This window comes from Kribbella sp. NPDC050124 (genome assembly GCF_044460355.1).
Taxonomy (GTDB): domain Bacteria; phylum Actinomycetota; class Actinomycetes; order Propionibacteriales; family Kribbellaceae; genus Kribbella.
This window is the reverse complement of sequence record NZ_JBITJU010000004.1, coordinates 30,179-43,657: the sequence shown is the minus strand read 5'-3', so window position 1 is coordinate 43,657 and position 13,479 is coordinate 30,179. Positions and strand designations below refer to the sequence as shown.

General features: G+C 69.0%; 11 protein-coding genes. 1 reads left to right on the top strand and 10 read right to left on the bottom strand.

Features of this window, described 5'->3' with window-relative positions; genetic code table 11:
* Positions 1-11: 11 nt before the first annotated feature.
* From ACIBL3_RS12505 to hemL, 8 genes are all read right to left on the bottom strand, one after another.
* The gene (locus ACIBL3_RS12505; protein ID WP_396353405.1) at positions 12-614 is read right to left on the bottom strand and encodes a TetR-like C-terminal domain-containing protein; all 603 of its coding nucleotides are present in this window, start codon (positions 612-614) and stop codon (positions 12-14) included.
* A 260-nt stretch (positions 615-874) separates the two neighbouring features.
* The gene (locus ACIBL3_RS12500; RefSeq protein ID WP_396353404.1) at positions 875-1,126 is read right to left on the bottom strand and encodes a DUF4229 domain-containing protein; all 252 of its coding nucleotides are present in this window, start codon (positions 1,124-1,126) and stop codon (positions 875-877) included.
* Position 1,127: 1 nt separating this feature from the next.
* The gene (gene ccsB / locus ACIBL3_RS12495) at positions 1,128-2,117 is read right to left on the bottom strand and encodes a c-type cytochrome biogenesis protein CcsB (RefSeq protein WP_396353403.1); all 990 of its coding nucleotides are present in this window, start codon (positions 2,115-2,117) and stop codon (positions 1,128-1,130) included.
* Positions 2,114-3,682: a cytochrome c biogenesis protein ResB gene (locus ACIBL3_RS12490; RefSeq protein ID WP_396353402.1), complete on the bottom strand. Its 1,569-nt coding sequence runs from the start codon at positions 3,680-3,682 to the stop codon at positions 2,114-2,116. Before ACIBL3_RS12490 ends, ccsB begins: the two co-directional genes overlap by 4 nt.
* 1 nt (position 3,683) lies before the next feature.
* Positions 3,684-4,427 (bottom strand): cytochrome c biogenesis CcdA family protein, encoded by a 744-nt coding sequence (locus ACIBL3_RS12485; protein WP_396353401.1) that lies wholly within the window; start codon positions 4,425-4,427, stop codon positions 3,684-3,686.
* A complete protein-coding gene (locus ACIBL3_RS12480) occupies positions 4,427-4,993 on the bottom strand; it encodes a TlpA family protein disulfide reductase (RefSeq protein WP_396353400.1) in 567 nt (188 codons plus the stop codon). Before ACIBL3_RS12480 ends, ACIBL3_RS12485 begins: the two co-directional genes overlap by 1 nt.
* Positions 4,993-5,616 carry a histidine phosphatase family protein gene (locus ACIBL3_RS12475; RefSeq protein WP_396353804.1) on the bottom strand — a complete coding sequence of 208 codons (624 nt, stop codon included), beginning with the start codon at positions 5,614-5,616 and terminating at the stop codon, positions 4,993-4,995. The genes ACIBL3_RS12480 and ACIBL3_RS12475 overlap by 1 nt, the downstream gene beginning before the upstream one ends.
* 61 nt (positions 5,617-5,677) lie before the next feature.
* A complete protein-coding gene (gene hemL, locus ACIBL3_RS12470; RefSeq protein ID WP_396353399.1) occupies positions 5,678-7,000 on the bottom strand; it encodes a glutamate-1-semialdehyde 2,1-aminomutase in 1,323 nt (440 codons plus the stop codon).
* 261 nt (positions 7,001-7,261) lie between these two features.
* Between hemL and ACIBL3_RS12465 the strand changes: the two genes are divergently transcribed.
* A complete protein-coding gene (locus ACIBL3_RS12465; protein ID WP_396353398.1) occupies positions 7,262-8,614 on the top strand; it encodes a lytic transglycosylase domain-containing protein in 1,353 nt (450 codons plus the stop codon).
* A gap of 95 nt (positions 8,615-8,709) precedes the next feature.
* Here the strand turns inward: ACIBL3_RS12465 and ACIBL3_RS12460 are convergent, their stop codons facing one another.
* Positions 8,710-12,384, bottom strand: a complete 3,675-nt coding sequence (locus tag ACIBL3_RS12460; protein ID WP_396353397.1) for a S8 family peptidase — start codon at positions 12,382-12,384, stop codon at positions 8,710-8,712.
* Positions 12,385-12,503: 119 nt separating this feature from the next.
* Positions 12,504-13,463 (bottom strand): LLM class F420-dependent oxidoreductase, encoded by a 960-nt coding sequence (locus ACIBL3_RS12455; RefSeq protein WP_396353396.1) that lies wholly within the window; start codon positions 13,461-13,463, stop codon positions 12,504-12,506.
* Between the last annotated feature and the right edge of the window lie 16 nt (positions 13,464-13,479).

Below are 13,479 nucleotides of genomic sequence, written 5' to 3'. Positions count from 1 at the left end.
CCCTCAACCGGTCAGCTCGCCTGCGACCCCCGCGCCGCAGGCAGGATCACGTTGTCGATCACTCGGAGGATCAGGTCGTCGGTCGGCTCGACGCCGAGGATGTAGGCGTGGTGGATGATCACCGCCGGCAGCGTGGTCGACAGCAACTGCACGTCCACGTCCGCGGCGATCTCACCGCGCTCCACCGCCCGCTGGTAGACCCCGCGGGTGATGTCGAGCCGAGGCGCCAGGAACCGCTCCTGGAACGCCCGCTGCAGGTCGTCGTCGCGGTGCAGCGCGGTCAGCAGACCGGCGATCACCGACATCGGAAGCTCGTCGGTGAACCCGCCGTCGCCGCACGACATCGAGATCAGGTCACCCCGCAGGCTGCCGGTGTCGACGTCCTCGGGCACCGGGCAGCCCTTCGCCCGGCTGATCGCGTCGACGACCAGGTCGGCCTTGGTGGACCAGCGCCGGTACAGCGTCGCCTTGCTGGCCTTGGCGGCCGTCGCCACCGCGTCCATGGTCAGCCGGTCGTACCCGAGCTCGGCCACCACGGCCACGGTCGCGTCGAGGATCTCCTCCTCGCGACCGCCCTCGACCCGAGGACGCTGCCGGACACTTGCTGACTCCACGATGCATCACCCTGCGTAAACGACTTGTCACCGATAGAACGAAACGGTTTCGTTTCATCCATCACTCTACGACTCATGTGAAGGGACGCACAAACAATTTTCCGCAGATTCCTGAAGTGGCCTGCGTCACTCTCCGTACCAGTAGCCCAGTGGTACGGCGGTCGCACAGCCGGAGCCCGGACAAGCAAACGGGACCTCGGACATCTGGTCAGATGTCCGAGGTCCCCGGATGGTGTCCCCGTCCAGCGCGGGTCGGAGGCTCAGTCGTCGTCTTCGGCGGTGCGGGCCTGCTCGATGCGGTGCGAGATCTTCTCGGCGCGCTGCTCGATCTTGCCGGCCAGCCGGTCGCGGGCGGCGCGGAGGACGAAGATCGAGAGGATCGAGGAGACGATCAGCGCGACCAGGGCGATCGGCCAGATCGTCAGCCAGCCCCGGAAGGCGAACCACAGCACGGCCAGGCAGACGGCGAACAGGGCCGCCCGCAGGCCGGTGTAGATGGCGAACTCCTTCATCTCACACCCCAGCGTAGGAGTGCAGGCCGGACACCAACAGGTTCACTCCGACGAAGTTGAAAAGGAAGACGAACCAGCCGACGATCGCGATCACCGCGGCCCGGCGGCCACGCCAGCCCGCCGTCGCGCGGGCGTGCAGGTAGGCGGCGTACACGACCCAGGTGACCAGTGACCAGACCTCCTTCGGGTCCCAGCCCCAGTACCGGCCCCAGGCGTACTCCGCCCAGATCGGACCGGCCACGAGTACGCCGAATGTCCACAGTGGGAAGGCGAACGCGAGCACCTTGTACGCCGTACCGTCCATCGCCTCGGCACTCGGCAGGCGGCGCAGCGAGGCCGACATGGTCCCGCCGGCCAGCACGCGTCGCTCGGCGCGCGCCTTGACCAGGTAGAGCACCGAGACCAGGCCACCGACGGTGAACGCGCCCCCGGAGATCGCAGCCGCGGACACGTGGATGACGAGCCAGTACGAGTGCAGCGCCGGCACCAGCGGACCGGCCGGCGTGTAGAGCGCGAGCGTCGCCAGACCCAGTACGGCGGCCACGACGAGCGTCACGCCGAGGCCGAGCCACTGCAGCTTGTAGCGGTGCAGGAAGATCAGGTAGACCGCGGCGACCGCGAGGGACGCCGTGATCGAGAACTCGTACATGTTGCCCCACGGCACCCGCTCAGCCGCCAGACCACGCGTCACCACACCACCCAGGTGCAGGACGAACGCCAACCAGGTCAGCAACACCCCAACCCGACTGGCAGCCGCCATCCGCTCACTACGCTCGGGGCTTTCGGTCACCGTGGTGTCGCTGGAGGATCCGCCCGGGACAGGTTCACCGTCGGAGGCGACCAGAACCTCCTGCTCGACCACAGCAGTCTTGGCCACCGAGGCTCGGCCCATGGCCCATTCGAGGGTGTGGGAGAGCATGGCCAGGGCGTAGATGACCGTGGCGGTCGGGATCAGCAGGTTGGAGACTTGCGCGTAGGCCTCCGGGCTCATGGTTTCTCCTGCGTGCTCGAACGGTCTGGTTGTAGTGCCTTGCTGATGGCCTGGAGCTCGTCACCGAGGCCGCGCTCGGGTCCCCGGTCCAGACCGGCGACCTCGACCACGGTACGCCCGTCCTCGGTCCGGACCCGCACCCAGGTACGGCGTGGGTGCACGAACAGCGACCCCATCAGCCCGAGGATCGCCAGCAGGATGCCCGCCAGCGCGAGGTCGGTGCCGGGAGTGTGGCTGACCTGCAGCTTCACCCAGCGGCTGTAACCGTCGAAGGTGATCGAGCCCATCTTGTCCGGCAACACGGTGGTCTGCCCCGGCGCCATCTGGAACCGCAGCTTGTCGCCGTCCTTCTCGAACTGGGTCAACTTCGTCTTGTCCAGCTGGTACACCGACTCCGGCTTCCCGGTCTCCGGCTGCGGCCGGCCGTAGTACGCCGTCATCACCAGCTGGGGGTTGAGGTCGTCGGGGAACACCGAGACCGGCCCGCGCTGGTCGATCACCGCGGTCGGCAGGAAGAACCCTTCGAACCCGAGCTGGGCCGGCCGGGCGTCCGGCGCCTTGATCACGCCGAACGACGAGAAGTTGCCGTCCTGCGGCAGGAACGGCGCCGGCCCGGAGAACGCGACCTGCCCGTTCCCGTCCTTCACCGTCACCTTCGGCGCGTAGCCGTGGCCGAGCAGGTAGACGCTGCTGCCGTCGAGCTTCAGCGGGTGGTTGACCTTCAGGTCGTACGACTTCTCCGCCGCGTCCGGCGTCTCCTGGTAGGCCAGCTGCGCGTTGAACTCGCGCGCCGCGCCCCGCTGCGGCCCGTCCGCCTGGAACTTCACGGTGAAGTCCTTCACGGTCAGCGAGAACGGCGGCAGGTCGTCCTCGCTGAACACGCGGCCCGGCACGAAGTCGTCGTACTGCGCCAGGGAGTTGGAGAAACCGTTGCCGACGACAACCAGCACGGTGCCGCGGTAGCCGAACAGCGAGCCCCAGGCGACCCCGATCAGGGCCAGGATCAAGGAGAAGTGGAAGAGCAGGTTGCCGGCCTCGCGCAGGTAACCACGCTCGGCTCCGACGGCGCCGTCGTACGCCTGCACCCGGAACCGCCGCTTGCGCAGCTCACGGGTGGCGACCGCCAGTACGTCGCCGGGCTCGTCGACGGTGAAGCTCTGGTAGCCGGCCAGCCGATTGAGGTTGCGCGGCGGCTTGGGCGGACGAGCCCGTAGGGCCGTCAGGTAGACGCCGAGCCGGGGCACCACGCACCCGATCAGCGAGATGAACAGCAGCAGGTAGATGGCCGAGAACCAGGCCGACTTGTAGACGTCGAACAGCCCGAGCTTGTCGTAGAGCGGCCCGAGCTTCGGGTTCGCCTCGAGGAAGTCCGCCACCTTGATCGGGTCGATCGGCGTCTGCGGGATGAGCGATCCCGGGACGGCGCCGAGCGCGAGCAGGAAGAGCAGCACCAGCGCCGTCTTCATGGACGTGAGCTGCCGCCAGGTCCACCGCAGCCAGCCCACGAAACCCAAGGCAGGCGGGGGCTCCGGCGGCGCGGTGACCCGGTCCTTGACGTCGGTCATGTCACACCGCCGACCCGAAGTTGCTGACCCACTGCCGCAGATCGGCGGTCATCGAATCCCACACTCCCGTCAGCAGCAGCAGTCCCACAGCGATCATCAGCACCCCGCCGATCCGGATCACCAGCACCTGGTGGGCCCGGACCCACGCCACCGCGCCGAGCATCCGCCGGAACGCCAGCGCCGCCACGATGAACGGAATCCCCAGCCCGAGGCTGAACACGACCGCCAGCGCCGCACCTCGCCCGGCGCTGCCCTCGGTCGCGGCCAGCGTCATCACGGTGCCGAGCGTCGGCCCGATACACGGCGTCCAGCCGAACCCGAACAGTACGCCGAGCAGCGGCGCCGCCGCGATCCCGACCGCCGGCACCCGGTGCACCCGCAGGTCCTTCTGCAGGAACCCGAACCCGCCGAGAAACACCAGACCCAGTACGACGGTCGCCGCGCCGAGCACCCGCGTGATCACGGTCTGGTGCTCGATCAGCACGTCACCGGCTGCCCCGAACACCACCCCGGTCAGGATGAACACGGCCGAGAACCCGGCCACGAACAAGGCGGTCCCGGCCAGCATCCGCCCGCGGGCCTTCGACCCGAGCTCGGCCGCGGACAGCCCGGTCACGTAGGACAGGTAGCCGGGCAGCAACGGGACGACGCACGGCGAGAAGAACGAGATCGCACCGGCCAGCACCGCGATCGGCAGTGCCAGCAGCATCGACCCCGTCATCGAGTCGGCGAACCACTCACCCATCAGCCTGCGTCTTTCACCATTCCGAGAAGGGTCTGCTTCGTGACCGGCCCGAGCACCCGGGACGCCACCTTGCCCTCCTTGTCGATCACCAGTGTGGACGGGATCGAGCTGGCGGAGATCTTCTGGCCGCGGAACTTCAGCAGCAGCTTGCCCTGCGGGTCGTAGATGCTCGGGTACGGCACCTTGAACACGTCGACGAACCTCTTCGGCGCCGCCTTGTCCAGGTCCCGGGTGTTCAGCCCGATGAACTGCACCGACTCGCCGAGCTCGGTCGCGGCCTCACCGAAGGCGGGCGCTTCCTCCCGGCACGGCCCGCACCACGAACCCCACACGTTCAGTACGACGACCTTGCCCTTGGCGTCGGCGAGTTGCCACGGCTCCCCCTCCAGCGTGGTGCCGCCGAAGTCCGGCGCGGCCACCCGCTCGCCCGGCGGGAACGACGCCACCCGGCCGTTCCCACTGACGAACCCGGTCTGGCCCTGCCGGTTCTCCGTCGCGTCCTGGCCGGAGCTACACCCCGCGACCAGGAGCACTGCGGCGACGGCAAACGCCGTACGGCGGAACATCAGGCGCCACCCACGAACTTCTTCGGGTTTTTCACCGGCACCAAGTCCTTGGCGGGTTCGGCGTACCCGACCGAGACGATCGAGTCGCCGTGGAAGGTGAAGGAGGTCAGGCTGGCCAGACTGCACTGGCGCTTGCGCGGGTCGTGCAGCATCCGCCGGTTCTCGATCGCGGACCTGACGATCCAGATCGGCAGCTGGTGCGACACGATCAGCGCCTCGTGCCCCGCGGCCTTCTGCCGGGCGGTCTCGATCGCGTCCCGCATCCGCCGGACCAGCTGGCTGTAGGGCTCACCCCAGGACGGCTTCCACGGGTTCCGCAGCAGCCACCAGGCACTCGGCTGACGCAGCGCGCCGTCGCCGACGCCGAACTTCTTGCCCTCGAACAGGTTCGCCGCCTCGATCACCCGCTCGTCGATGTCCGGCGTGAGGCCGAACACCTTGGCGATCGGCTCCATCGTCTCCTGGGCCCGCTCCAGCGGCGAGCTGACCAGGTGCACGATGTCGCGGCCCTTGACGTGCTCGGCCACGCGCTCGGCCATGGCGCGGCCGAGCTCGGACAGGTGGAAGTCGGGGATCCGGCCGTAGAGCACGCCGGTCGGGTTGTGCACCTCGCCGTGACGCATCAGGTGCACGACCGTCGTTTCGGTCACCGCTGCCCCTCAATCAAATTCGACACAGCTCTTCTCAGTTCCGTACTGCGGCGGCCGCACGGGCCGCCGGGGCGAGGGCGGACTCCAGTTCGGCCAGCGCGTCGTCGTCGATGGCGCTGCTGACGAACCAGGCCTCGAACGCACTCGGCGGCAGGTAGACGCCCGCGTCCAGCATGGCATGGAAGAACGCCGCGAACCGGGGCAGCACCTGGGCGTTCGCACCCGCGAAGTCCCTGATCTCGGCAGATCCCTCCATCGACTCCACGAAGAAGACACTGAAGAGGTTCCCGGCGGCCTGAATGACGTGCGGCACACCTTCCTTCTCCAGCGCGGTGCCGACCAGGCGCTGGATGGTGGCGGAGGTCTCGTCGAGCCGGGCGTAGACCTCGTCGGTTGCCAGCCGCAACGTGGTCAGGCCGGCTGCGGTGGCCACCGGGTTCCCGGACAGCGTGCCCGCCTGGTAGACCGAGCCTTCCGGCGCGAGATGGGCCATCACGTCGGCCCGGCCGCCGAACGCGGCAGCCGGGAAGCCGCCGCCCATCACCTTGCCGAACGTCATCAGGTCCGGCTGGACGCCGTCCACGCCGTACCAACCGGAGCGGGTGATCCGGAAGCCGGTCATCACCTCGTCGGAGATGAACAGCGCGCCGTTCTCGGTGCAGGTGCGCGCCAGGAAGGCGTTGAAGTTGTCGCGGGGCGGGACCACGCCCATGTTGCCCGGGGACGCCTCGGTGATCACGGCCGCGATCTGGTCGCCGTACTCGGCGAAGGCGGCGGTGACGGCGGCCTGGTCGTTGTACGGCAGCACGATCGTGTCGGCGGTGGTCGCTTCGGTGACGCCCGGAGTGCCGGGGATGCCGAGGGTGATCACGCCGGAGCCGGCCTGGGCCAGCAGCGCGTCCACGTGACCGTGGTAGCAGCCGGCGAACTTGATGATCTTGGCGCGACCGGTGAACCCGCGGGCCAGCCGGAGAGCGGACATGGTCGCCTCGGTGCCGGACGACACCAGCCGGACCTTGTCCACCGGGGTGCGGGCGACGATCTCCTCGCCGAGCAGCACCTCGGTCTCGGTCGGCGTCCCGTACGACGTCCCCCGGGAGACCGCGGCCTTGACGGCGGCGGTCACCTCCGGGTGCGCGTGGCCGAGCAGCATCGGCCCCCAGGAGCAGACGAGATCGAGGTAGCGGTTGCCGTCGACATCGGTGATGTGACATCGGTCACCCGATGCCATGAAACGCGGCACGCCGCCGACGGCGCGGAAGGCACGTACGGGAGAGTTGACCCCGCCCGGCGTGACTGCGGAGGCCCTCTCGAAGAGCGCGGCGGACTGTTCTGTGTGGTCGGGCACGGCCGCCATTCTCCCCGACGGACCAGCCGGAGAGACGGGCGGGCAGGGTGGACCGCCCCCGATAAACGGCACCAGGGGGTTCACAGATGCGTTGTTACGCACCAGTATGGGTATCCGGTGACCGCGCGTACACGGTCTGGCCCGGCGCGTAACCCACGCACGGGGCGGGCGTTAGACCAGCCCGCACCACCAGACGCGGCAACCGACACGACGAAATGACCGTCCGCGGCGTGGGGCCGGACAGGTCGATGAGTCACGGAGGGATCATCGATGGCGAAGGGCAAGCGCCGCGCCACCGGGAGCGGATGGCGTCAGGTGGCGCCGTTGGTTCCACTGGCCTTGTTCGCGAGCGCGTTCACCGTCAGCGCCACGGACGATCCGGCAGTTGCCACGGCCTCGCTGGAGCAGGGACTGGCTGGCAACGACCCGGTCGTGGTCCCGGCCAAGCCGATCGCGGAGCCGGCCAACGTGCCGGTCCCGGGAGTGGTCGGCCACGGTGTCGACCCAGGTGAGCAGCCGACCCAGGTGGTCTCCGGCCTGTCCCGGAACGGGATCCCGACTCTGGCCCTGAAGGCGTACTCGCGGGCCCAGCAGGTGATGGCCCAGGTCGATCCGGCCTGCAACCTGCCGTGGACGCTGGTGGCCGCGATCGGCCGGGTGGAGTCGAATCACGGCCGCTTCGGCGGCAACTCGCTGAACTCCAAGGGCGTCGCCGTACCGGGCATCTTCGGCCCGCGGCTGGACGGCGCGAGTACGGCGCGGATCACCGACACGGACGCGGGTGCGTTCGACGGTGACGGCGCCTTCGACCGCGCGGTCGGCCCGATGCAGTTCATCCCCGGGACCTGGCGCTCGATGGGCGTGGACGGAGACGGCGACGGCGTCCGGAACCCGCAGGACATCGACGACGCGGCGATGTCGACCGCGGTGTACCTGTGCTCCGGCAAGACCGACCTGTCCAAGGCGAGCGATCTGAACTCGGCCGTCCTGCGCTACAACCACTCCCAGCAGTACGCCGACCTGGTGATCAGCATCGCCAAGGCGTACGCCGGTGGCAGCTGGATCGCGGTCGGCAACGGGACCGAGAGCGGCGACCAGGGCATCGACCGGGCCGGCGAGCAGATCGGCGACCCGACCATCGACGCCCCGGCGGACGCGAACCTGCCGCAGGCGGTGGATCTGCCGACGTACCCGGCGACGGCCAAGCCGAAGCCGGGGACGGTGGAGCAGAGCGGCAAGCCGAGCACCGAGCCGACCAAGAAGCCGCCATCGACCACGGATCCGACGACGAAGCCGACCACCAAGCCGCCGACGAGCGACCCGACCACCCCGACGCCGCAGACCACGACGCCGAGCGCACCGGGGCTGGCGAAGCTGCAGACTGCCGCCGGTCTGATCGTCGGCACGGTCGGCAGCACGCTCACCGAGCTGACCAAGGCCACGCAGTACTGCCAGGCGGAGCTGGCGAAGGTGACCATCACCAAGCCGACTCAGGAACAGCTGCAGAAGTGCGTGACCGCCTACCAGACCGGCGGCACCAAGGCCGTCGACCAGGTCATCCGCAACCTGCTCTCCCTGCTCGGACTGCTGGGCGTCCTCGGTGGAGGCATCGGCGGTAGCTGACGTCACTGGACCGGCGCGCCTGCCCCCACCCCTCCCTGGGCGCGCCCTTGGCGACGCCACGAAGCACCTCCCCCGCTTCGTGGCGTCGCCCCTTTTTAACGATCGATTCGCCAAGCCTTCTCGATGGTCTGGCTGATCCGGTTGCCGATCAGGTCGGTCGCGGTCACCCGGAGGTTCGCGTACGACGCCTCGCCCGGCGCCTCAGGAAGCTCGGCGCCCACCGTGCGACCCAGTCCCCGCAGCCGCAGTTGTTGCCAGGTCTTCCCGTCGTACGAGATCTCGGCGGTGGTCCGGAAGATGCCCGGACCGCGCACACCAGGCTGGTACCCGGGTGTCAGCTCGAGTCGGCCATCGCCGACCTTGTAGTCGACCTGGACGAGCGGCAGCACAGCTCGGTCGCGCGACGGCTTGGAGAAGAAGTGCCACTCCGTGTGGGTCGCGGTCGAGGTGGTCGCCCAGCTCTTCGGGCCGCGCTTCTGGTCCAGGGTCAGGTCGTACCAGGCCGCCTTCGCCGGTACGGCGAACTGTGCGACGGACCAGTTCTTACTGCCGAGCTCCACACCGTTGCTGCTGAGCTTCAGGCTCGTCACGTCACCACGATCGCCCCAGCCGTAGGTGTCGCCGTCGCCGCTCACGTACTGCGGGATCGCGATCCGCAGCGCGTTCTCGAAGCGAGCCGCGGGCAGCCCTTCGGACTCGCTGCCCGTCGCGTTGTAGGGGGTCGCCGGACGCATCAGCGACTCCCACCAACCGCGGGCGACCTTCTCGTTCGGGCGATAGCCGCGGGCGATCGTGTACTCGAACCCGGACTCGTTCCACTCCCCTGCCGCCGTCCTCTCGCCCCACGTGACGCTCTTGAGGTCGGTGGCGAGGTAGTCCGTCCGCGTGACCGGGCCAGTGACCTGACGGGTCGAGGAGAGACCGGTCGAGATCCCCGGTAGGTAAGCGGTCCGCTGGTCGGTGTGCAGGTACCACGCGTCGTTGCGACCGTAGTCCGTGGTCACCGCAGCCGGGCGCAGCTTGCCGATGTCGTAGGTCAACGGACCACTCACTGTCGACGGCCCGACGGCCAGGTCGTAGCGGTAAGTGCTGTCGAGCAGACCGTTGAGCTGGAACGTCACCGGGCCCTTGGCCAGCAGGTCGAGCAACTGCTTCCCCTGCTCGGCGCGCAGCAGGTAGAACGGGATGCCCTGCTCAGAGCCGGTCGACCAGTAGCCGGGCTGCTCGTTGTACATGAACACGGCCTTGGCGCCGGCGTCCTTCGCCGCCTTGACCTGCTTCGTCACCTCGTTCAACGACTTCCACCGGATCAGAGCCACCTTGTCCTTGGCGCCGGCGAGCTCGCCCGCCGTACCGTCACCGCCGTTGAAGAGCGGCACCGTCTCGTTCCCCACGAAGACAGTCCGGTACGACGCTTCGTCCGGTGTCGGAAGGCGGAAGCTGCCGCCCGTGCCGCTGACGTCGACGGTCAGCTTGGGCTGCGCGAGGTCCCACCGTTGCACGACCTGGAAGGTGCCATTGGCAACCTTCCCGAAGTCCTGCACGTAGACGCCGTTGGCGACCCGCTCATTGAAGGCCCAGCCGGAGACCGCGTCCCGGTCGCCGACCTTGCGGTGCCAGGCGATGCCGATGCTCTGCGCGTCGGCCCGCAGCGGGGTCTTCACGGTGACCTTGTTCGCGGTCCGGGCGTCGAAGGTGAACGTGCGGTCGCGGTCGATCCACTCGTCCGGGTCGCCCATCAGCGTGACCGAGTTGGTCCAGTTGGCCTCGTCGCCACCCATCGCATACGCCATCACGCTGTACCGGCCGGTCGGCACCTCGAGCGTCCGGCTGCCGGCCTGGTCGAACGCGATCGCCTGCACCTCACCGGTGTCCTGATTCCACAGCTGGACCCCGCTGGCGCCCGTCTTCGTCGTGGCCGGCTGACCGTCGCGACCGATGCCCTTCACGGTCACCTGGTTCAGCCGTCCCCCGGCCGCAAACCCGAGCCCTGTCCGGTACGACGTCCCGCCGGAGCGGGCCGTGAGGACGCCGGAGTACTTGGCCGGCCGGGTCGTTGCCAGGTCGAGCGTGACGGTGGCGGACGCCGTACCGCCGGCTGGGATCGTGAGGCGCGTCGGGCTGACCGTGAGCGCGGCCTTGATCTTCGAGGGCGACTCGGCGCCGACGGTCAGGTCGAGGGTGACCGGCCTCGTCGAGTTGTTGCGGTAGGCAACCGTGCGGGTGACCGGCTCCGGGGCGGTCGGTCCGCTCCAGGACAGGTCGCCGAAGAACAGGTTCGCGGTGTCGGGCAGGACCTTCGGGTCGAGGGCCTTCGGGATGTCGATCCGGCCGAGGCCCTGCTGATCGGCCCTCGCCGCGGCCGACGGGACAGCGGTCGCGGCAAGGGCAGCCTTGAGTTGCGGCCCGGTCCAGTCCGGGTGGCGCTGGGCCAGGATCGCGGCCGCGCCGGCGACGTGCGGAGTCGCCATCGAGGTGCCGCTCATCGCGGTGTAGTACTCGCTGAGCACGTGGCCCTGCTCGGTCCCGGCCGCACGGGCGGCCGCGATCTCGACACCGGGCGCGGTCACCTCGGGCTTCAGGGCGCCGTCACCGAGTCGTGGGCCGCGGCTGGAGAAGTACGCCAGTTGGTCGTCGCGGTCGATCGCGCCGACGGTGAGCGCCTCGGCCGCCGTACCGGGAGACGCGACGGTTTCCTCCGCGCCGGAGTTGCCGGCGGCGATCACGAACAGCGCGCCGCTGGACTTCGAGAGCTGGTCGACAGCCTGGCTCATCGGGTCGGAGCCGTCGCTCGGCCAGCCGCCGAGGCTCATGCTGACCACCTTCGCACCCTGCTGGACCGCCCACTCCATTCCGGCGATCGCCTCGGAGTCCAGGCCGCTGCCGCTGTTGTCGAGCACCTTGCCGATCAGCAGGTCCGCGCCCGGCGCGACTCCCTTGCGCTTGCCGTCGGACGCCGTACCGAGACCGGCGACGATGGATGCGGTGTGGGTGCCGTGGCCGTGCAGGTCCTGGACCGGCTGGTCCGGGACGAAGCTCTCCGACGCGACGACCTGCTTGGCGAGGTCGGGGTGGCCGGAGTCGTACCCGGTGTCGAGGACGGCGACCTTGACGCCGCGGCCGTCGTACCCGGCCTGCCACGCAGTCGGGGCACCGATCTGTTTCGTGGACTGGTCGAGGGTCGCGTGAGTGCGGCCGTCGAGCCAGATCTTGCTGACCTGGCTGGTCTTGAAGGTGGTCGGGCCGCTGACGCCGTCCCAGAAGGTCTTGGCGTCCGCCTTCTGCACACTGACCGCGGTGCTGCCGACGCTGGGAAGGGTACGGCGCATTGTCGCGGCCTGTGGTGCGCTTGGGGTGCTGCGCAGGGTCTTTGGCGCGGTCAGTAGCAGGGGCAGGCGGTCGCTGCGTGCGTCGTCGTACCCCTGGGCGACCAGGCCGGTGAGGTTGAAGAGCCGCTGGTCGAGGCGGCCTTCGGTGAGCAGCGGGTACGCCTCGGCCGGGACCAGGGTGAGGTCGCCGTCGAAGGTGCCGAAGTAGTAGGGCTCGTCGTTGGTCAGCCGGGCGGAGACCTGGCCGTTCGAGCTGGTGGTCAGCTCTGCGACGTCGCCGGTGATCAGGGTGATCCGCTGGGTGCTCGCACCCGGCGTCGGGCGATCAGTGGTCGCAGTTGGGGTGTCGGCGGCTTCTGCGGAGGTGGTCGCCAGCAGCAGGGAGCTGGCGACCACCGTCGCGAACAGGCTCTTCGCGAGCCGTGACGATCGGGTAGTCACAGGGGGATACCTCCCGATGCCCCGACCCACGCGAGGCCATCCTCGGGAGCCTTACAGTTGCCCCGATCCCCGGTCCACCGGTCCTGGTGACATACATCCGCCATGACCGGTACCAGCCATCACGAGAACCGCTTGGCCACCTGCTCCACGCGGTCGACCAGGTCCACGTCGTACGCCACACCGGGGACGTAGAAGTTGACGTAGTCGGCGCCGGCTTCGAGGGCGGCCTCGACCTTGTCGGCGATCTCGACCTCGGTGGCGATGAAGTTGTCCCGGTCGAACTTCTCCCGGTTCATCGGGCCGAGCGCCTTCTCGGTCGCCTTCTGCGGGTCGTCACCCTTGTCGATCGGGAACACGTTGAAGTTGGTCGACTTGATGATGTCGTCGTAGTTCCGGCCGACCTTCTCGCAGTGCTGCCGCAGGATGTCGCACTTCTCCTTGATCACGTCCGGGTTGCCGCCGCCGATGTTCGCGGCGTCGCCGTACTGCGCGACCAGCTTCAGCGTGACCTGCGGACCGCCGCCGCCGATCCAGAAGCTCGGGTGCGGCTTGCGGACACCCTTCGGCTCGTTGATCGGCGCGTCGATCGAGTAGTACTTGCCGTTGTAGACCGGCTTGTCCTCGGTCCACATCTTGTAGATGATCTCGGTCGCCTCCCGGAAGGCGGCCATCCGCGGCTTGGTGTCGGTCCACTCGTAGCCGTAGGCCTTCCACTCGTGCTCGTACCAGCCGGCGCCGATCCCGGCGTACAGCCGGCCGTGGCTGGCGACGTCGACGGTGGACGCGATCTTCGCGTAGAGCGCGGGGTTGCGGTACCCGTTGCAGCCGACCATCTGGCCGATGTTCACCCGCTGGGTGTCCCGGGCCAGCGCCGCGGTCGCGGACCAGCACTCGAAGGTGGTGTTGTCACTGGGCTCCGGCACCGTGTGGAAGTGGTCGAACAGCCAGATCGAGTCCCACGACTGCGCGTCTGCCCGCTTGGCGACCGCCGTCATCGCTTCCCACTGCTCGATCGGATCGGCGATCTGCGCCAGATCCATCTTCCACCCCTGCGGAACGAAAATGCCGAAACGTGTCATAGCGCCATCCTTTCCA